The organism is Bounagaea algeriensis (assembly GCF_054491375.1).
This window is the reverse complement of sequence record NZ_CM137102.1, coordinates 3,414,943-3,434,349: the sequence shown is the minus strand read 5'-3', so window position 1 is coordinate 3,434,349 and position 19,407 is coordinate 3,414,943. Positions and strand designations below refer to the sequence as shown.

19 protein-coding genes are annotated in these 19,407 nt (G+C 72.7%); 14 read left to right on the top strand and 5 right to left on the bottom strand.

Annotated features, from left to right (window positions below):
* Positions 1–119: 119 nt before the first annotated feature.
* Positions 120–1,517, top strand: a complete 1,398-nt coding sequence (locus ACVGV2_RS15640) for an MATE family efflux transporter (RefSeq protein ID WP_459163104.1) — start codon at positions 120–122, stop codon at positions 1,515–1,517.
* A 201-nt stretch (positions 1,518–1,718) separates the two neighbouring features.
* Here the strand turns inward: ACVGV2_RS15640 and def are convergent, their stop codons facing one another.
* Positions 1,719–2,222, bottom strand: a complete 504-nt coding sequence (def, locus tag ACVGV2_RS15635) for a peptide deformylase (protein ID WP_459163103.1) — start codon at positions 2,220–2,222, stop codon at positions 1,719–1,721.
* 208 nt (positions 2,223–2,430) lie between these two features.
* On the opposite strand from def, the gene truB reads away from it, so the two are divergent.
* The 9 genes from truB to ACVGV2_RS15590 all read left to right on the top strand — a co-directional run bounded on the left by truB (position 2,431) and on the right by ACVGV2_RS15590 (position 11,815).
* The gene (truB, locus tag ACVGV2_RS15630; protein ID WP_459166016.1) at positions 2,431–3,264 is read left to right on the top strand and encodes a tRNA pseudouridine(55) synthase TruB; all 834 of its coding nucleotides are present in this window, start codon (positions 2,431–2,433) and stop codon (positions 3,262–3,264) included.
* 172 nt (positions 3,265–3,436) lie between these two features.
* Complete coding sequence (locus ACVGV2_RS15625; protein WP_459163102.1) at positions 3,437–4,417, top strand: bifunctional riboflavin kinase/FAD synthetase; 981 nt, start codon at positions 3,437–3,439, stop codon at positions 4,415–4,417.
* Positions 4,418–4,586: 169 nt separating this feature from the next.
* Entirely contained in the window at positions 4,587–5,072 is a 486-nt protein-coding gene (locus ACVGV2_RS15620; protein WP_459163101.1) for an XRE family transcriptional regulator, read from the top strand.
* A 212-nt stretch (positions 5,073–5,284) separates the two neighbouring features.
* Positions 5,285–5,863 carry an RNA 2',3'-cyclic phosphodiesterase gene (thpR, locus tag ACVGV2_RS15615; RefSeq protein WP_459163100.1) on the top strand — a complete coding sequence of 193 codons (579 nt, stop codon included), beginning with the start codon at positions 5,285–5,287 and terminating at the stop codon, positions 5,861–5,863.
* Between the two features lie 260 nt (positions 5,864–6,123).
* On the top strand, positions 6,124–6,393 hold the full coding sequence (rpsO, locus tag ACVGV2_RS15610) for a 30S ribosomal protein S15 (protein WP_459163099.1): 270 nt from the start codon (positions 6,124–6,126) through the stop codon (positions 6,391–6,393).
* Between the two features lie 320 nt (positions 6,394–6,713).
* Complete coding sequence (locus tag ACVGV2_RS15605) at positions 6,714–8,963, top strand: polyribonucleotide nucleotidyltransferase (protein WP_459163098.1); 2,250 nt, start codon at positions 6,714–6,716, stop codon at positions 8,961–8,963.
* Positions 8,964–9,089: 126 nt separating this feature from the next.
* Entirely contained in the window at positions 9,090–10,439 is a 1,350-nt protein-coding gene (locus tag ACVGV2_RS15600; protein WP_459163097.1) for a M16 family metallopeptidase, read from the top strand.
* A 120-nt stretch (positions 10,440–10,559) separates the two neighbouring features.
* The gene (gene dapB / locus ACVGV2_RS15595; protein WP_459163096.1) at positions 10,560–11,312 is read left to right on the top strand and encodes a 4-hydroxy-tetrahydrodipicolinate reductase; all 753 of its coding nucleotides are present in this window, start codon (positions 10,560–10,562) and stop codon (positions 11,310–11,312) included.
* A gap of 20 nt (positions 11,313–11,332) precedes the next feature.
* Positions 11,333–11,815, top strand: coding sequence for a hypothetical protein (locus ACVGV2_RS15590; protein WP_459163095.1), 483 nt, complete (start codon positions 11,333–11,335; stop codon positions 11,813–11,815).
* Positions 11,816–11,892: 77 nt separating this feature from the next.
* Here ACVGV2_RS15590 and ACVGV2_RS15585 read toward each other — a convergent pair whose 3' ends face one another.
* On the bottom strand, positions 11,893–12,393 hold the full coding sequence (locus ACVGV2_RS15585; RefSeq protein ID WP_459163094.1) for a hypothetical protein: 501 nt from the start codon (positions 12,391–12,393) through the stop codon (positions 11,893–11,895).
* Positions 12,394–12,568: 175 nt separating this feature from the next.
* Positions 12,569–13,219 carry a GNAT family N-acetyltransferase gene (locus ACVGV2_RS15580; RefSeq protein WP_459163093.1) on the bottom strand — a complete coding sequence of 217 codons (651 nt, stop codon included), beginning with the start codon at positions 13,217–13,219 and terminating at the stop codon, positions 12,569–12,571.
* Between the two features lie 114 nt (positions 13,220–13,333).
* Between ACVGV2_RS15580 and ACVGV2_RS15575 the strand changes: the two genes are divergently transcribed.
* Positions 13,334–14,584 (top strand): winged helix-turn-helix domain-containing protein, encoded by a 1,251-nt coding sequence (locus ACVGV2_RS15575; RefSeq protein WP_459166015.1) that lies wholly within the window; start codon positions 13,334–13,336, stop codon positions 14,582–14,584.
* A 203-nt stretch (positions 14,585–14,787) separates the two neighbouring features.
* Here ACVGV2_RS15575 and ACVGV2_RS15570 read toward each other — a convergent pair whose 3' ends face one another.
* Both ACVGV2_RS15570 and ACVGV2_RS15565 read right to left on the bottom strand, forming a co-directional pair.
* The gene (locus ACVGV2_RS15570; protein WP_459163092.1) at positions 14,788–15,771 is read right to left on the bottom strand and encodes a DUF4097 family beta strand repeat-containing protein; all 984 of its coding nucleotides are present in this window, start codon (positions 15,769–15,771) and stop codon (positions 14,788–14,790) included.
* 25 nt (positions 15,772–15,796) lie between these two features.
* Positions 15,797–16,369, bottom strand: coding sequence for a toxin-antitoxin system HicB family antitoxin (locus ACVGV2_RS15565; protein WP_459163091.1), 573 nt, complete (start codon positions 16,367–16,369; stop codon positions 15,797–15,799).
* Between the two features lie 257 nt (positions 16,370–16,626).
* On the opposite strand from ACVGV2_RS15565, the gene thyX reads away from it, so the two are divergent.
* The 3 genes from thyX to dapA all read left to right on the top strand — a co-directional run bounded on the left by thyX (position 16,627) and on the right by dapA (position 19,398).
* Entirely contained in the window at positions 16,627–17,379 is a 753-nt protein-coding gene (gene thyX / locus ACVGV2_RS15560; protein ID WP_459163090.1) for an FAD-dependent thymidylate synthase, read from the top strand.
* A gap of 191 nt (positions 17,380–17,570) precedes the next feature.
* Complete coding sequence (locus ACVGV2_RS15555; RefSeq protein WP_459163089.1) at positions 17,571–18,197, top strand: TIGR03085 family metal-binding protein; 627 nt, start codon at positions 17,571–17,573, stop codon at positions 18,195–18,197.
* Between the two features lie 244 nt (positions 18,198–18,441).
* Positions 18,442–19,398 carry a 4-hydroxy-tetrahydrodipicolinate synthase gene (gene dapA, locus ACVGV2_RS15550; protein WP_459163088.1) on the top strand — a complete coding sequence of 319 codons (957 nt, stop codon included), beginning with the start codon at positions 18,442–18,444 and terminating at the stop codon, positions 19,396–19,398.
* The last annotated feature ends 9 nt before the right edge of the window (positions 19,399–19,407 follow it).

The window sequence follows — 19,407 nt, the reverse complement described above, 5'->3', positions numbered from 1 at the left end:
ACCGGACGCCGGGGAACCAGCCGCGGGGAACCACGGGTGGTGATCGTCCGAGGATGCCGCGGGCGGCGCGTTGGAGACTAGACGCTGGAGATCGACACGGCGTGGAACGGAGATCGGGTGTGACGGACGCGGAACAGGACACCGCTGCGCACCGGGATGCCGCGGTGGATCGCGGCGCCGCTGTGGATCGCGACGCTGCGCGGGGGCGTGTTTCCCCCCGGCGCATCCTGGCGCTGGCGGTGCCCGCGCTCGGGGTGTTGGCGGCCGAGCCGCTGTACGTGCTCGTGGACACCGCCGTCGTGGGGCATCTGGGGGCTGTTCCGCTGGCCGGTCTCGCCCTCGGCGGCACCCTGTTCACGCTCGTGTCGAGCCAACTGACGTTCCTCAGCTACGGCACGACGGCCCGGGCAGCGCGGTTGCACGGGGCCGACCGGCGCGGCGAGGCGGTCACCGAAGGCGTGCAGGCCACGTGGCTCGCGGTCGGTGTCGGTCTGGTGCTGCTGCTGATCGCGCAGCTCGCCGCCGGCCCCGTCGCCGGTGCGATGGCCGGCGCCGGCCCGATCGCCGAGGCCGCCACGAGCTGGCTGCGCATCGCCGTGCTCGGCGCGCCGATGGTGCTGGTGACCATGGCGGGCAACGGGTGGATGCGCGGTGTGCAGGACACCGTGCGGCCGCTGCGGATCGTGCTCACCGGCAACGCGCTCTCGGCCGTGCTGTGCCCGCTGCTCGTCTACCCCGCCGGGTTCGGGATGGAGGGGTCCGCACTGGCCAACGTCGCGGGCCAGACGCTCAGCGCTGCGCTGTTCCTGCGGGCTCTCGCGGTCGAACGCGTCCCGCTGCGCCCCGATTTCGGCACGATGCGGGCGCAGCTGGGGATGGCGCGGGACCTGGTGCTGCGTTCGCTCGGGTTCCAGATCTGCTTCGTCTCGGCGACTTCGGTGGCGGCTCGCACGGGTGCCGACACGGCCGCGGCGCACCAGGTCGTGTGGCAGCTGTGGACGTTCCTCTCGCTGGTGCTGGACTCGTTGGCGATCGCCGCGCAGTCGTTGGTGGGCGCTGCGCTCGGCGCGGGCAGCGCGCGCAACGCGAAGGGCATCGCGCGCCAGATCGCCACCTACGCGCTGGGTTTCGGCATCGCACTGGGGATCGTGTTCGCCGCGTTGTCCGGTGTGCTGCCCCGGCTGTTCACCGATGACGCGAGCGTGCTGGCCGCGGTGCCGCACGCGTGGTGGTTCTTCGTGGCGTTGCAGCCGGTCGCGGGCGTGGTGTTCGGGCTGGACGGTGTGCTGCTGGGCGCGGGGGACGCCGCGTTCCTGCGCACGGCGACCCTGCTGAGCGCGGCAACCGGGTATCTGCCGATGATCTGGATCTCGCTCGCGTTCGGGTGGGGCCTGTCCGGGATCTGGACCGGGCTGAGCCTGTTCATGCTGCTGCGCCTGGGCACGTTGCTGGCCCGCTGGTGGACGGGCCGCTGGGCGGTGGTGGGCGTGGCCCCCGCCTCGACCGCGACCCCGTAGAGAGTCCGCGGGTTGGCTGGCGTTGTGGGTCGGGTGGGAGAACCTCAGGCGGCTCGGCCTGCCTGTGCGGAGGGGAAGCGGCTCCGCCGCTTACCTGACGAACGGTGCGACCAAAGCACCGACCACCAATCCGCGACCCCGTAGCGGGCTCCTGACCGCGCCAACGGGTGACCAAGGCTGGTGAATCCGCCGGGCGCAGGATCAGGCCGGTTGCCAGAACCAGTCCTGCCGGCGCACCTGGCGGTAGGCCTCGCGGCGCGTCCCGGGCTCGAGCCGCTGGATGTAGACCGTGCCGTCGAGGTGGTCGACCTCGTGCTGCAGGCAGCGCGCCATGAGGCCCTCGCCTTCGACGGTCACCGGCTCGTTGTGCAGGTCCACACCGCGGACCACGGCCCGCTGCGCGCGGCGGGTGGGAAAGCTCAGGTTCGGCAGCGACAGGCACCCCTCCTCGTCGCCCTGCTCCTCCGCGGAGAGCTCGACGATCTCCGGGTTGATGACGTAGCCGAACTGCTCGTCGACGTTGTAGCTGAACGCCCGCACGCTCACGCCGATCTGCGGTGCCGCGAGGCCGGCCCGACCGGGATGGTCGACGGTGTCCAGTAGATCCGTGATCACGTTCCGCAGCCGATCGTCGAAGACCGTCACCGGTGCGGTGTGCTCACGCAGGACCGGATCACCGAACGTGCGGATGGGACGGACAGGCACGCGTGCACTCCTCTGCCTCTGCGGACCGATGCTGACCGGGATGCCACTCTACGATCCGCCACCGCGCCTTCCGGAAGTGCGTGAACCCGGCCCCGCGGCGGTGCCGTCGCGGCATGCGGGAAGATGGAAACCCGTGTCCGCCCGCAAACCCCGTTCCCAACGGCCCGCCGTGCCGCCCGGCCTGCTCATCGCCGACAAGCCCGGCGGCATGACCTCGCACGACGTCGTCTCCCGGGCGCGGCGCCTGCTCGGCACCCGCAAGATCGGGCACGCGGGCACCCTCGACCCGATGGCCACGGGCGTGCTCGTCCTCGGCGTGGAACGAGCCACCAAGCTGCTCGGCCACCTGGCCATGGACACCAAGGCGTACCTGGCCACGCTCCGGCTCGGCGTGAGCACCAGCACCGAGGACGCCGACGGGCAGGTGCAGGCGGAGCAGGACGCTTCGGCCGTGCCGGAGGCGGCCGTCCGTTCCGGAACGGCCGCGCTGACCGGCGAGATCGAGCAGGTGCCCAGCGCGGTCAGCGCCGTCAAGGTCAACGGGCGGCGCGCCTACGAACTGGCCCGCGAGGGACACGAGGTCCAGCTCGAGCCGCGTCCGGTGACCGTCTCGCGGTTCGACGTGCTCGCCGTGCACCGCAACGAGCGCACCACCGACGTCGACGTGCTCGTCGAGTGCTCTTCGGGCACCTACGTGCGCGCGTTGGCGCGCGACCTCGGCGCCCGGCTGGAGGTGGGTGCGCACGTGGCGCAGCTGCGCCGCACCCGCGTGGGCCCGTTCGGTCTGGCCGCGGCGCGCACCCTCGAGCAGCTGGCGGAGCGGCCGGAGCTCTCGCTGGACCTGGACCGCTCGGTGGAGACCGGCTTCGAACGCCGCAACGTGGACGCGCGCACTGCGCGCGCCCTCGCGCACGGGCAGCCCGTGCCGGCCGCCGAGGTGCCCGGCACCTACGGCGTGTTCGACCCGCAGGGCTCGGTGGTCGCCCTCGTCCGCGACGAGGGCCGCAAGGCCAAGCCGGTGCTCGTGCTCAACCCCGCGTGAGGTGTGCGCGCACCGCGTGCGGTCGGTGCGCACCGGGCGCTGCTCCGCACGCCGGGCAGCGCAGTTGTCGCGGCAGTTGTCGCGCGTGCGCGCGGGTCGTTCCGGTGGCTGCCGCGCCCGCGAGCGTGCCTGCCCGGCGGCGTGCGGAGCATCGGGGATAGGCTTGCGAGCCGTGCAGCGATGGCGTGGTTTGGAGCAGATCCCCGCGGGCTGGGGCCGGTGCGTGGTGACGATCGGCGTCTTCGACGGGGTGCACCGAGGGCATCAGAAGTTGATCCACCACGCGGTGCGCCGCGCCCGCCGACGCGGTGTGCCGTGCGTGCTGCTCACCTTCGACCCGCACCCGATGGAAGTGGTGCGGCCGGGCAGCCACCCGGCTCAGCTGACGACGCTGCGCCGGCGTGCTGAACTGGTCGAGCAGCTCGGCGTGGACGTGTTCTGCGTGCTGCCGTTCACCCAGGAGATCGCGCGGGTCTCCGCGGAGGACTTCGTGCACCAGTTGCTCGTGGAGCGGTTGCACGTGGCCGAGGTCGTCGTCGGTGAGAACTTCACCTTCGGGCACAAGGCCGCCGGCACGATCGACACGCTCGCGCAGCTCGGGGAGCGGTTCGGTTTCGACGTGGCCACCGACAGCCTGCTCTCCGGTCCGACGCCCCGCGACGAAGCGGGCGCTGCGGAGGTGACCTTCTCCTCGACGTTCATCCGGTCCTGCGTGGACGCGGGGGGCGTGGTGGCCGCTGCGGCGGCGCTGGGCCGCTACCACCGGCTCGAGGGGATCGTGGTGCGCGGTGTGGGCCGCGGCGGCGCGGAACTGGGCTTTCCCACGGCGAACCTGTCCATGCCGGAGTTCGCGGCGATCCCCGCCGACGGCGTGTACGCCTGCTGGTTCACGCACCGCCGCGACCGCGAGGAGGACGGCAGCGCGCCGCTTCCCGCCGCGGTTTCGGTCGGCAGCAACCCGACGTTCTCCGGCACGGAGCGCACCGTCGAGGCGTACGTGCTCGACGCGTCCGGGGACTTCTACGGCGAGTACGTCGACCTGGACTTCGTGCGGCGGCTGCGCCCGATGGAGCGCTACGAGTCCACCGAGGCCCTGATGCACCAGATGCGGCAGGACGTCGCCGACACGCGGACGGCGCTCGCCGCGGGGTGAGTCGCCGCAGCGGCGGGGTGAGTTTCCGCAGCGGCGCGGCACGCGGCGGGACGAACGGGCTCCGCGCGGAGCGATTTGGCGATTCCGGACCTTTTCGACCTGCCGGGCTGGCAGGATTCAGGCCCGAAGCCGCCCGCGAGCGCGGTCGGCAAGCCGATCCGGGAGAACGATGGCCAAGCGCGACACCGTGCGGCGGAACCGCGAGTTGCAGCGGAAGTGGTATGGGGAACCGCTGGGCGATCGGGTGCGCCGGCTCGTCGTGGCCTTCCGGATCTCGCAGTCGCAGCTGGCGGGGGTGCTGGGCATCAGCCCGCCGATGCTCAGCCAGGTCATGAGCGGCGGCCGCGCGAAGATCGGCAACCCGTCGGTGCTGGCGCGCTTGGTGATGCTGGAGCGCAAGGTGCTCATCCCCGGCGTCGCCTGCGGGGACGCGGAGGCGATCGGACGGGCTCTGGAGGATGTGCGGCACTCCCAACCGACCGTGGGCCGCGACGACTTACCGGTGTCCAGCAGTGCGCGGGAGGAGATCGCGTGCTCGGTGCTGCGCGAGGTGGCCGAGCCGCAGGAGCTGCAGTCGGCCGCCCGGCTGCTGGCCTCCCGGCATCCGGAGTTGGCGGATTTCCTGCGGCGGGCGGTGCGCCCGGAGACCTGGTGACGGGTGCCGCACCCGGGCGGGAGAGCCTGAACGGTGCCGCGTCTGACGGGAGCGCCCGGTGGGGGCATCGACCGGCGGGGGGCATCGCGCCCGGCCGGGGCGTCGGGGCACGATGGGACAGCACACCGAAGGAGACGCGTCCGCCCGCGGCAGCACCGAACGCGCCGGGCGGAGGTGCTCGAGGCGAGTTCGCGACGAGGCACGGAAGGCGTATGCGGCTGTTCACCGCGCTGTGGCCCTCGGAAGTGGCGGTCGACCACCTGGCGGCGGAGATCGCGGAACTGTCGGAGCGGCAGGTCGCCGAGCTGTCCCGGGGACTGCGCCAGTTCCGCTTCATACCGGCCGACCGCTGGCACCTGACGCTGTGCTTCCACGGTGATGCCGCCGATCCCGACGAGATCGCCGAACGACTGGACAGGGAGGCGGCGGAACTGGTGAAGGCCGAGGTCGCGCCGCCGCGGCTGCGGTTGGCCGGTGCCGGCGCGTTCCGCAGCGTGCTGTGGATCGGGGTGGAGCCCGCCACGAACGCGGACGCGGCGGTGCTCGGCGAACTCGTGCGCATCGCGGGCGGGGACCCGGAGGGCTACCGCGGGCACCTGACGGTCGCGCGTTGGAGCAACGGCAAACCGGGGCGGGCGCTGACCGGGTTCTTCGAGGGGTACGCGGGGCCGCAGTGGGACGTGCCCGAGATCACCCTGGTGCGCAGCGATCCCGGCGAGTCCGGTCCGGAGTACGGCGTGCTGCACCGCGTTCCCGTGGGGACCGCTTCCTCGGCGGGCTCGTCGGGGTGAACCCCGCGGGACGGCGCCGCGGGGTGCGGCAGCCGCGGTGTGCGGCAGCTTCGGCTGCCCGGCGCAGCGCCCCTGATACCCTGATGGCGGGACGGCTGCGGTCCGTGGCGGCCGCCCCGCGACCTGCGAGGGTCTGTGACCCGCGGCGGGTCCGTGACCCGTGGAGGGCCCGCGTTCGTGCGGAGCCCGGTTCCGCGGGTCGTGGCCCGGGTGATGCGGGCTGACGGGAACCACGGGACGTTTTGACAAGGAGTTCACTCGTGGCTTTGTCCACTGCGGAGAAGAAGCAGGTCCTGGCCGAGTACGGTGTGCACGAGAGCGACACCGGTTCGCCGGAGGCTCAGGTCGCGCTGCTGACCCGGCGGATCACCGGGCTGACCGAGCACCTGAAGTTCCACAAGCACGACCACCACTCGCGGCGCGGTCTGCTGCTCATGGTCGGGCGTCGCCGCCGGCTGCTCAACTACCTGATCAAGGTGGACATCGCGCGCTACCGTTCGCTGATCCAGCGACTCGGTCTGCGCCGCTGAATCGCGCGGAGGGGAGCGGCTGCGGCCGCTCCCCTCGGCATATGGGGCCGTGCTCGTGCCCGCCCGGCGACCCCGCGGGGTGCGGCGAGCGGTGCGCGCACGGTGCGAACAACGGAACACCGCCTCCAGTACGGGGGCGTCCGGCGCCGCGGTGCCGGATGCTTGAACAGAGTGCTCACGGTGTCAGCGGAAGGCGTTCCGCCGGTCCTCGGTAGTGGTCCTCGGGCGACGAGTCCCCCGGGGGCTTCGATCGATGGCCGGCCCTTTCGGACCGCACTCCAGCTGCTCGCCGTGAGCCTCGCGAGGAGCAAGGAGTCAGATTGACCGAGACCCAATCGCCCGAGGAGGGCGTGTACGAGACGACCGCCGTTCTGGACAACGGCGCCTTCGGCAAGCGGACGGTCCGCTTCGAGACCGGCCGGTTGGCCAAGCTGGCCACGGGCAGCGCCGCGGCCTACCTGGACGACGAGACGATGCTGCTGTCGGCCACGGCCGCTTCCAAGCAGCCCAAGGAGCAGTTCGACTTCTTCCCGCTGACGGTCGACGTCGAGGAGCGGATGTACGCGGCCGGGCGCATCCCCGGTTCGTTCTTCCGCCGGGAGGGCCGCCCCTCCACCGACGCGGTGCTGACCTGCCGGCTCATCGACCGCCCGCTGCGCCCGTCGTTCGCCGACGGCCTGCGCAACGAGGTGCAGGTCGTGCTCACGGTGATGAGCCTGCGGCCGGGCGACCTGTACGACGTGCTGGCGATCAACGCCGCCTCGGCGTCCACGCAGCTGTCCGGCCTGCCGTTCTCCGGCCCGGTCGGCGGCACCCGGATGGCCCTCGTCGACGGGCAGTGGGTGGCTTTCCCGACGCACGAGCAGCTGCAGCGCGCCGTGTTCAACATGGTCGTCGCCGGCCGCGTCGTGGGTGACGACGTCGCGATCATGATGGTCGAGGCCGAGGCGACCGACCACACCGTCGACCTGGTCGCCGAGGGCGCCCAGGCGCCGACCGAGAGCGTGGTCGCCGAGGGCCTGGAGGCGGCCAAGCCGTTCATCCGCACGCTGTGCGAGGCGCAGCAGCGGCTGGCCAACGCCGCGGGCTCGGCCGCCGAGGAGTACCCGGTCTTCCCGGCCTACCAGCCGGACGTCTACACCGCCGTGGAGCGCGCGGTCTCCGACGAGCTCGCCGAGGCCCTCAAGATCGGCGGCAAGCAGGAGCGCGAGGAGCGCCTCGACGAGATCAAGGCTGCGGCGCTGGAGCGCGTCGGCGTCGGCGAGGGCGAGGAGTTCGCCGGTCGGGAGAAGGAGATCGGCGGCGCCTTCAAGGACCTGACCAAGCAGCTGGTGCGCCAGCGCATCCTGCGCGACCAGGTGCGCATCGACGGTCGCGGGGTGGCCGACATCCGCCAGCTCTCCGCCGAGGTCGGCGTGGTGCCGCGGGCGCACGGTTCGGCGCTGTTCGAGCGCGGCGAGACCCAGATCCTGGGCGTGAGCACGCTGAACATGCTGCGCATGGAGCAGACGATCGACTCGCTGTCGCCGGAGACGTCGAAGCGGTACCTGCACCACTACAACATGCCCCCCTACTCGACCGGGGAAACCGGCCGCGTGGGCACGCCGAAGCGGCGCGAGATCGGCCACGGCGCGCTGGCCGAGCGCGCGATCGTGCCGGTGCTGCCGTCGCGGGACGACTTCCCGTACGCGATCCGGCAGGTCTCCGAGGCGATCGGGTCGAACGGTTCGACCTCGATGGGCTCGGTCTGCGCCTCCACGCTGTCCCTGCTCAACTCCGGTGTGCCGCTGAAGGCCTCGGTGGCGGGCATCGCGATGGGCCTGGTCTCCGACGAGGTGGAGGGTGAGCGGCGCTACGTCGCGCTGACCGACATCCTCGGTGCCGAGGACGCCTACGGCGACATGGACTTCAAGGTCGCCGGCACCCGCGAGTTCGTCACGGCGCTGCAGCTGGACACCAAGCTCGACGGCATCCCGTCCGAGGTGCTCGGCCAGGCGCTGGAGCAGGCCCGCGACGCGCGGTTCACGATCCTCGACGTGATGTCCGAGGCCATCGGCGAGCCGGACGAGATGAGCCCGCACGCTCCGCGCGTCACCTCGGTGAACATCCCGGTCGACAAGATCGGCGAGGTGATCGGCCCGAAGGGCAAGATGATCAACTCGATCACCGAGGAGACCGGTGCCGAGGTCACCATCGAGGACGACGGCACGATCTACGTCGGCGCGGCGGACGGCCCGTCGGCGGACTCGGCGATCGAGAAGATCAACTCGATCGCGAACCCGCAGTTGCCGAAGGTCGGCGAGCGGTTCCTCGGCACCGTGGTGAAAACGGCCGCGTTCGGCGCGTTCGTCTCGCTGCTGCCCGGCAAGGACGGCCTGGTGCACATCTCCAAGCTGGGCAACGGCAAGCGCATCGGCAAGGTCGAGGACGTCGTCAACGTCGGCGACAAGCTGCGCGTGGAGATCGCCGACATCGACAGCCGCGGCAAGATCAGCCTCGTCCCGGTCGACGAGGGCGAGGGCGACTCGGCCGAGGACCAGTCCGACGAGACGGCGGAAGCCGCGCAGTGACCGGCTGACCCCGACGTGACCGGTGAAACACCGGACGGAACGGCCCGCTCGGAGCTTCCGGGCGGGCCGTATCGTTCGGCGGGGACGATTCGGGTGTTCACCACCCGCGGCGGACGTGACGGGACGATGGGACGAGAGCAGCGACCTGACAGCACGCGGGTTCTGGTGCGGTCGGAGACCGCCACGGTGCGGCGCACCGTGCTGCCGAACGGGCTGCGCGTGGTGACCGAGCAGGTGCCCGGTTCGCGCTCGGCGGGCGTGGGCCTGTGGGTCGACGTCGGCTCCCGGGACGAGACGCGGCCGCAGGCCGGTGCGGCGCACTACCTGGAACACCTGCTGTTCAAGGGCACCGAGCGGCGTTCCGCTGCCGGCATCGCCGCCGAGATGGACGCGGTCGGCGGGGAGCTCAACGCGTTCACCGCCAAGGAGCACACTTGCTTCTACGCGCAGGTGCTCGACGACGACCTGCCGCTGGCGGTCGACGTGCTCTGCGACGTCGTGTTCGCAGCCCGCAACACCGCGCGGGACGTGGAGATGGAACGCCGCGTGGTGTTCGAGGAAATGGCCATGCGCGACGACGACCCGGAGGACGCGCTCGGGGAGCTGTTCACCGAGTCGCTGTTCGGCAGCCACCCGCTCGGGCGTTCCGTGCTGGGCACGGAGGAGTCGGTGGAGGGCATGAGCCGCGCGCGGGTGCACGGCTTCTACCGGCGCCACTACCGGCCGCCGCGGATGGTGCTGTCCGCGGCGGGCAACGTCGACCACGCGCGGCTGCTCCGGCAGGTGCGGCGGGCCCTGGGCGAGCGCTTCGGCAGCGAGCAGGCCCCGCAACCGCTGCGCACCGGCGGCGGCAGGATGCCGCGGCAGCGTCCGCTGGCCCTGCAGTCGGCGGACACGGAGCAGGCGCACGTGCTCGTCGGCTGCCGCGGTCTCGACCGCTACGACGAGCGGCGGCACGCGCTCGGCGTGCTCAACGCCGCGCTCGGCGGCGGCATGAGCTCGCGGCTGTTCCAACAGGTGCGGGAGCACCGCGGCCTGGCCTACGCGGTCCACTCGGACAGCACCGCGTTCTCCGACACCGGGATGTTCTCGGTGTACGCCGGGTGCGCGCCGGAACGTCTCGGCGAGGTGTGCGCTCTCGTCCGCGAGGTGCTCGATACGGTCGCCCGGGAAGGGCTGTCCGCGGAGGAGGTCCGCCGCGGACAGGGACAGTTGCGCGGTGGGCTCGTGCTCGGACTGGAGGACACCGCTGCGCGGATGGTCCGCATCGGCAAGCGCGAACTCAACCGCGGAGAGCACGAGAGCGTGGAACACGCGCTGGAGCGCATCGACACGGTCACCGCCGAGCAGGTCGCCGCGCTCGCCGGGGAACTGCTCAGCCGGCCCTCGGCCACGGCGGTCGTCGGCCCGTACGAGCGGCGGGCCGACCTGCCCGCCGGGGTGACCGGGCCGGCGGGGTCCGGGCCAGTGGGATGACCGGGGCGCCGGGATGACCGGGGCGCCGGGATGACCGGGCCGGTGGGGTCCGCCCTCGGCGTGGTGCCCCGCGGCAGCGCGCGCAGCGCAGGCAGGACGGGTCAGCAAAGGAGACGTGACGTGAATTCCCCCCTCAAGGTCGGCGTCCTGGGTGCCCGGGGGCGCATGGGTTCGGAAGCGGTCCGGGCCGTGAGCGAGGCGCCCGACGCGGAACTCGTCGCCGCGGTCAACCGCGCGGACCCGCTGTCCGGGCTGGTCGAGGCGGACGCGCAGGTGGCCGTGGAGTTGACCCGCCCCGAATCGGTGCTGGAGAACGTGCTCTTCTGCGTGGACAACGGCATCCACGTCGTCGTCGGCACGAGCGGGCTCGGCCCGGACGAGCTGGCGACCATCCGCGGCCGGCTCGGCGAGCACCCGCAGGTGGGTGTGATCGTCGCGCCGAACTTCGCCATCGGCGCGGTGCTGTCGATGCGTTTCGCCGAGATCGCGGCGCGCTACTTCGAGTCCGCCGAGATCGTCGAACTGCACCACCCGAACAAGGTGGACGCGCCCTCCGGTACTGCCACCCGCACGGCGCGCCAGGTGGCGCAGGCGCGTGCCGATGCGGGTGCGGGTCCGGCCCCGGACGCGACGAGCAGCCAGCTGGACGGGGCCCGCGGCGCCGAGGTCGACGGCGTGCCGGTGCACGCGGTGCGCATGGCCGGGCTCGTGGCGCACCAGGAGGTGCTGTTCGGCACGGACGGGGAGACGCTGACCATCCGGCACGACTCCTACGACCGGCGTTCCTTCATGCCCGGGGTGCTGCTGGCGGTGCGCGAGGCCGGGCGGCGCCCGGGCCTCACGGTCGGCCTGGACACCCTCATGGGGCTTTGAGCGGCACGGGGAGGATGCGCGTGAGCGAGCAGCAGGTGCGGCAGCGCCGGTGGTGGACGCCGCGGACGGCGGCGTTCGTCGCCGCGTTCGCCCTGGTCGTGTACCTCGTGCTCATGGGTGAGCGGGCGTTCGTGCTCATCACCAGCGGACGCTGGGCGTTCGTCCTGTTCGGGGTGGGCGTGCTGGTGCTGCCGCTGATCGGCGCGCTGCTCGTGTACGACCAGTTGCGCTTCGGCGTGCGCACCGAGCGGCTCGCGCGGAGGTTGGACGCGGAGGACGCGCTGCCGGACGTGTCGCACCTGCCGCGGCGCCCGTCCGGCCGCGTCGAACGCGAGGCGGCCGACGCGTGGTTCGAGCAGAAGCAGGCGGAACTGGGGCAGGACCCGCAGGACTGGCGCCGGTGGTACGCGCTGGCCGAGGCCTACGATCTGGCGGGTGACCGCAACCGCGGCCGGCGGGCGATGCGGCGTGCGATCGACCTGGAGCGCGAGTCCGGCGCGTGACGCGCCGCCCTCCTCGGTTGGAGCGCTGCGCGCGGGTCCGGCTCGGCGGCGGGTTCCCGCGGTCAGGCCCCGCTCGATCAGGCCCCAGCTCCCTGCATCAGCGAGGGGGCGGCGGTCAGCACCCCGAACCGGATCAGGCGGCCGGTGAATCCGGTGACGAGGAACAGCGCCAGCGACACGCGCGCCCACCCGGCGACCGCCGCGGTCGCGGCGAACGGCGGCACGCTGGCGGCCGCGCTGGCCAGCAGCACACCGCCGCTGGCCACGGGGCGGTGCTGGCAGGTGGTGCGGAACCGGTCGAGCAGCGCGGCCGCGCGTGTCCGCTCCCGCCGGTGGGGGAGGCGGCCGGTGCGCCCCAGCAGTTTCGGCAGGCGCACGGCGCCGCGGGCGGCGCCGTAGTGCAGCGTCTTGCCCGTGATCTGCCCGACCGCGATGACCAGTGCCAGCGCCCACCACGGCACGTCCGCACCGCCGAGCAGCACCCCGAGCGCGAAGACTTCGATGCTGATCAGGGGGAACACGGCCGAGACGACCGAGAGGCCGAGAGCGGCGCAGAGCAGTCCGAGTACCGTGGCCACTTCAACCTCTCGCGTGGTGCCGCAACGCCGAGTCCACCGGGCGCGCACGCGGGCCGGGCCGGCCACGTGTCATGCCGCTGCGGTACCGCGGCGCTCACCGGCCGGGCGGGGTTTGCTGATCGGGCAGGGCCCGCTGGCAGGGCTCACCGCTGGCAGGGCTCACCGCTGGCAGGGCTCACTGGCCGGGCAGGTCGAACAGGTCCCGCGCGCGCCCGACGGCGTCGATGTCTGCGGTGTCGGCTCGCGCGGTCCGCTCGTGCGGGTTCTCCTGCTGCAGCGGTACGTCCCAATCGCCGGACAGGCGCAGTTCCCGGACGGTCTGCCCGTCGGCTTCCAACGTACGCACCGTGCCGTCCGGCGCCCAGCCGACGCGGCGGAAGAAGAACATCGAGGCCGAGTCGGACTCGATCGCCCACGTGATGCCGCGAGCGATCCCCTCCCGCCGCAGCACCTCACCGGTGCGCGCGACGAGGCGTCCGCCGTGCCCGCGCCGACCCCAGCGGGGTTCGACCAGCAGCGTGCTGAGCAGCGCCACCGCGGAGGCGTCCGCGACCGGGGTTCCGTCGGCCGCGGCGGACTCCGACTCGGGGGCGAGGCCGGCCGCGCAGAACCCGACCGTCCACGGCCCCTCGGTGGCGACGAGCACGTGCGCGGGTCCGCCGTTGATCGTCTCCGCCCAGTGCTGCGCGATCTCCTGCTCGTCGAGGGCTTCCCACGTGGCGGTGGGCAGCAGTTCGGCGTAGGCGGTGCGCCACGTCGACAGCTGGATGCGGGCGATCTCGGCGGCGTCCGCTGTGGTGGCGGCACGCACCTCGGCATCGGCCATGTGCTGAACCTAACGCGGCGGGCCTTCCCGCGTCACTGCCCGGTCACTTTCCGCGTCCGCGGACGTGCCGCGGCGGTGTCGGCGACCGGTGGCAGGATCTGCGGCGTGCAGACGATGAACGCCGATGCCGCACGCCGCACCGCGCTCGCCGCGCAGGGGTTCGCCGATCGCCGCCCCTCGGGGGTGGTGGACCGGCGGCACCTGCGCCGGGTGTTGTCGCGGGTCAACCTCATCCAGCTCGACTCGGTCAACGTGGCGGTGCGCGCGCACTACATGCCGCTGTTCAGCCGGCTCGGGGCCTACCCGGGGGAGCTGGTGGACGAGGCGGCCTGGTGGCATTCCGCGCGGCGTCCGCGGCTGCTGGTCGAGTACTGGGCGCACGAGGCCTCGCTGCTGCCGGTGCAGGACTGGCCGCTGCTGCGGTGGCGGATGCGGGAAGCGGGCGGGTCCTGGCGCGCCGGTCTGGCGGAGGTGGCCGATCGCGAACCGCAGCTGGTCGACGACGTGCTCGCTGCGGTCAAGGAGTGCGGGCCGATCGGTGCGGGCGCGATCGAACGCGAACTGGCCGGGCAGCAGGCCCGCCGCGGCGCCTGGTGGGACCGCAGCGACACGAAGCGGGCCTGCGAACTGCTCTTCGCCCGCGGCGAGCTGACCACGGGCACCCGGGCCGGCCGGGGCGCGGGAGACGGCACGGGCTCCGGAGGCGGGTTCGAGCGCAAGTACGACCTGCCCGAGCGGGTGCTGCCGTCGGACGTGCTCACCCGCGAGGTGGCCGAGGACGAAGCGGTGCGCGCGCTGGTCGACCGCGCCGGGCGATCCCTCGGCATCGGCACCGAAGCCGACCTGCGCGACTACTACCGGCTGCACCCGCAGCAGTCGCGCCGCGCCGTGGTCGAACTCGTCGAGTCAGGACGGCTGGAACCCGTGGCGGTGCGGGGGTGGCGCAACCGCGCCTACCGGCACGTCACCGCCCGCACACCGCGGGTGATCACGGGTCGCGCGTTGCTCGCGCCGTTCGACCCGGTCGTGTGGGAACGCGCGCGCACCGAGCGGCTGTTCGGTTTCCGCTACCGCATCGAGATCTACGTGCCCGCCGAGCGCCGCGAGTACGGCTACTACGTCTTCCCGTTCCTGCTCGACGGCGAGCTGGTCGCCCGCGTGGACCTCAAGGCCGACCGCCGGGCCGGCACGCTGCGGGTTCCGGGGGCGTTCGCCGAGCCCGAGCAGCGGCGCGATCACGTGGCCGGCGAACTCGCCGCCGAACTCCGCGCCATGGCCGACTGGCTCGGGCTCGAGCACGTCGCGGTCGGCGAGCGGGGCGACCTCGTCGGTCCGCTCGCACGCGAGCTGGCCGGCGCGGTGTAGTGCTGTCCGGCCGCGCACCAGCTCCCAGTGGGCCCTTTTCGCGTCACTGTTCGCTGACATCCCGGGGCAAACGCGAGCTTCGCCTCGTTCCGCGGCTGCTCGAGGTCGAGCACCCGGAGCGAGAGCCGTGCAGGAGGTCCCTCCCAGCCGCCCCGACCACCCACCCCAACGGGTGGGATGACTGAACGAAGTTCTGCCAGGGCCTACAGTGCCGAGGTGAGCACGGCATCGCCCGTGCCCGTCCGGCCGTACACGTGCAGGTTCGGATTCTCCCCGGGCGGCGTGTCGTGCACGTCGAGGTCGCTGCGCGCCGAGCCCGCGCTGGAGGTCAGATCGACTTCGGCGCTGCTGCCGCGGCGCAGCGCCACCTGGATCTCCCCGGAACCGGTGATCAGTTCGACTTCCCCGCAGGCGGCGTCGGTGATGCTGAGGTCGCCGCTGCCGGAGCGCACGAGCACGTCCGCGCCGACTTCGCCGAGCCACACGTCCGCGCTGCCGGTGACCACCGAGGACGCGGCGAACAGGCCGGTGATCTCCACGTCGCCGCTGCCGCTGCGCGCGTGCACCCCGCCGGGCATCCGCCCGAGGCGGAGGTGGCCGGAACCGGTGCGCACCGTGGCGCGTTCGGTGGATTCGGCCAGCGAGACGGCGCCGCCGCCGGACTGCACCTGGGCGCGCACGGCGGTGCCGGTCACGGTGACGTCGCCGGATCCGGCCTGCACCGACAGCTCGGAGTGCGCCGGGGCCTGGACCCGCACGGCCAGCGGGATGTTGCGCAGCGGGGCGGTGCTGGGGGTGCGCACGACGAGCCGGTTGCCGGTGAGTTCGACGCGGGTGCGGCGCACCGCTTCGGTCGCCGGTTCGCGTTCGCGGCCGCGGTCGGTGTCCCGGCCAGTGCGCACGCCCGCTTCGCCGAACTGCTCGGTGACCCAGTTGAGCAGGCCCGCGAGGCCGCCGCGCCAGTCGGGTGCGTTCGCGTCGGGGGCGTGCCGCACTTCGACTTGGGTGACCGCGGTGTCGGTGAGTTCGACGGCGACGGGGCCGTGGCTGTCGCTGATGTCGAGGGTCAGCGGCTGCGGGGTGTCGAAGTCGAGGCTGCGGACCAGGCCGGGGGACTCGTCGGTCTCGTCCGCGTGCGCCCACGCGTCCTGCGGCTCGTCCGGGCTGGTGGGGTGTTCGTCGGTCATGGGGGTTCCTTCCGTTGTCCCGGCGTCAGTTCTGCACCCAGCCGCGGATGCGGGAGCCCGCGCCGTCGGAGCCCTCGTTCCACCGGGTGCGGCCCGCGTGCGGGGCCCGCGCGGGGCGGCGGCCGGGATGGTGGTGGTCCCACGGGCCGCGGGGGCGGCCGCCGTGCAGCGCTTCCTGGACCGCTTGGGCGACCCACGCGTTCAGCGAGACCCCCTGGCCGGCGGCGGCCTGCTCGGCCTGGGTCTTGATCCCGTCGAGCAGCCGCAGCGTGATCCGGCTGATGTCGCCGCTGTCGCCGCTGTCGGCGCCGGGTGGTGGTGGCGGGGGCTCGTCGGGCACGTCCTCCTCGGGCGGGCCCGTTCCGCTGACGACGACGCGCACGTCCCGACCGTCGAGGCGCAGTTCCACGACTTGGCCGTCGAGCTGGGTGGTGATCTCGGCGGCGAGGTCGGACAGCGCGTTCATGATCGCCAGGCGCGCCGCGGGCTCGAGGCCTGCGGTCAGCGCGGCGGCCGTGTGCCGCGTGTGCTCGTCGCCGACGGAGGCGGCCGAGCTGAGATCCTCGCGCAGTTGGTTGATGTACGGGCTGAGGTCCATGACATCACTATGACGCTGTTCGTGACGTCGCACAATCCCGTCGTGACGTCACCGGCGCGTCCGGCGCCGTTCGCAGTCCTGCGCAGTCCTGGTCGGCCCGCCGGTGCTGCGCGGATCGTTCCCCCGCGGCGGTTATCCTCGACGCGGACGCAGGTGAGTCGACGCAGGGGAGTCGACGCGCCGCCCGGGTCCGGTGCGGCGCCGCCGCGCCGCGCAGTGTCCGGCAGCCGCAGTGACAGGAAAGGGGCCCGCCCGCCGTGACCGAAATCGTGCCGCCGAAAGTGCAGCTCATCGGCAAGACCGAGTTCTTCCCGCCGGAGGACGTGGACTGGTCGACCGATGCCGACGGCGGACAGGCCCTCGCGGAGTTCGCGGGCCGGGCGTGCTACCAGTCGTGGCACAAGCCCAACCCCGCCACCGCCACCAACGCCGGGTACCTGCAGCACATCCTCGAGGTCGGGCACCTGTCCGTGCTGGAGCACGGCACCGCCACGTTCTACCTCACCGGCATGTCGCGTTCGCTGACCCACGAGCTCATCCGGCACCGCCACCTCTCCTTCTCGCAGCTGTCGCAGCGGTACGTGCCGGAGCGGGACGCGGCGATGGTGGAGCCCGACGTGATCGCCGAGGACCCGGAACTGCACGCCAAGTTCGAGGCGGCCACCCAGGCCAGCGTGGACGCCTACAGCGAGCTGCTGCGGTCGCTCAACGAGAAGTTCGCCGACGAGCCCAAGGCCACGCTGCGGCGCAAGCAGGCCCGGCAGGCCGCGCGGTCGGTGCTGCCGAACGCCACCGAGACCCGCATCGTCGTCAGCGGCAACTACCGCGCCTGGCGGCACTTCGTCGCGATGCGCGCCAGTGAGCACGCCGACGTGGAGATCCGCGCGCTGGCGGTGGAGTGCCTGCGGCAGTTGCAGAAGGTCGCGGGCAACGTGTTCGGCGATTTCGAGATCACCGAGCTCGCCGACGGCAGCGAGGTCGCCGCCAGCCCTTACGTCAACGAGGGCTGACGCACCTCGACGGGGGTGGCGCACGTCGACGGGGTTGGCGCGACGTCCGTGGCGTCGGTGCGCCCTCCACGGGGTCGGCGCACCCGCTCCCGACACGCCGGTGGGCTTGTGAACTGCCTTGTGAACTGCGGCGCCGGGATGCGCGGCTGATCATCCGCCGCTTCCGGAGCGGCGCTGGCTACAGTGAACGCATGGGTGTGGCCAGTGATGAACGTCGACAGCTCTGCGATCTCTTCGAACAGGTCGGGCCGGAGGCACCGACCCTGTGCGAGGGCTGGGCCACCAGGGACCTCGCGGTCCACCTGGTGGTGCGGGAACGGCGTCCGGACGCGGTAGCCGGACGCGTGGTCAAGGCGCTGGCCGAGCGGGGCCAGCGGGTGGAGCGCGAGCTCCACGACCTGCCGTGGCACGACCTCGTCGACCGGGTGCGGGCGGGAGCTCCCAAGTGGCACCCGTTCACCGTCGGCGCGGTCGACGAGGCGGTGAACTCCGCCGAGTTCTTCGTGCACCACGAGGACGTGCGGCGGGCGCAGCCGGACTGGCGGCCGCGCGCGGCGGACGCCGACCGGGAGGAGACCCTGTGGAAGGCGCTCGGCCGCGTCGCCCGCGTCTTCTACGGGCGCAGCCCGGTCGGTGTGGTGCTGCGGCGGCCCGACGGCACGGAGATCGCCGCCAAGCAGGGCCCGCGGACCGTGCGGCTGCTCGGTGAGCCGAGCGAACTGCTGCTGCGCGCGTTCGGGCGCAAGCAGGCCCAGGTGGAGTTCGAAGGCAGCGAGGCCGACGTCCTCGCCGTCGAGGATCTGCGGCGCAGCTTCTGACGGGGCTTGCGGCAGCGGTTTTCGGGCACCGCGGCCGCCGCGGTGCCGCACCGGGACGGCGGTGCGGCACCCGGACCGCAGCGCGGAAACCTTGGGGGTGAAGACGATTGTGCCGCAAGAGAATCCGCGGTGGTCGCGCTGCGGCCGCGGAGTTTCCGGGAGGTCGGGCGGCGGGTCCGCACCGGCCGCGGAGGTCCGAGACGGGCGCGCTGACCTGCGGTCCGACGAGGTAGCGTCAGGAGTTATGACCGACAGCTCCACTACCACTCCGAGTGCGATCGCGGGGCGGCCGTTCGGTCGCGTGCTGACCGCGATGGTGACCCCGTTCGACCAGGGCGGAAAGCTCGACGTTCCGGCCGCCCAGGAGCTCGCCACCTACCTCGTGGACCGGCTCGGCAACGACGGGCTCATCCTCAACGGCACCACCGGTGAAAGCCCGACCACCTCCGATGAGGAGAAGGAACGCCTCGTGCGCGCCGTGGTCGAGGCGGTCGGCGACCGGGCGAACATCGTCGCCGGCGCGGGGACGAACGACACGGCGCATTCGGTGGACCTGGCCAAGTCCGCCGCGAACGCCGGCGCGCACGGGCTGCTGGTGGTGACCCCGTACTACTCGCGTCCGCCGCAGGAAGGGCTGTACCAGCACTTCCGCGAGGTCGCCGACGCGACCGACCTGCCGGTGATGCTCTACGACATCCCGCCGCGCTCGGTCGTGCCGATCCAGGTGGACACGCTCAAGCGGCTCGGCGAGCATCCGCGCATCGTGGCGGTCAAGGACTCCAAACACGACCTGCTCGCCGGGAGCGAGGTCATGGCCGGCACGGACCTGGTCTACTACTCCGGCGAGGACCCGCTGAACCTGCCGTGGCTGTCGGTCGGTGCGGTCGGCGTGGTCAGCGTGATCGGCCACGTCGTGGCGGACCGGTTGCGCACGATGATCGACGCCTACGAGGCGGGTGACGTGGCCGGTGCGCGCCAGGTGCACAACGACCTGCTGCCGGTGCACCGGGCGATGAACGTGGCCGGCGGCGTGCTGTTCTCCAAGACCGCGCTGCGGTCCTGCGGAGTCCGGGCCGGGCAGCCGCGGCTGCCGATCCCGATGGCGACCGATGACCAGGTTCGTCTGATCACGAGCGATCTGTGGGAAGCTGGTCTCGTACAGGTGAGTCCGGACACGGCGGTGGAGGGGACCCAGCGGTGAGCGACAAGT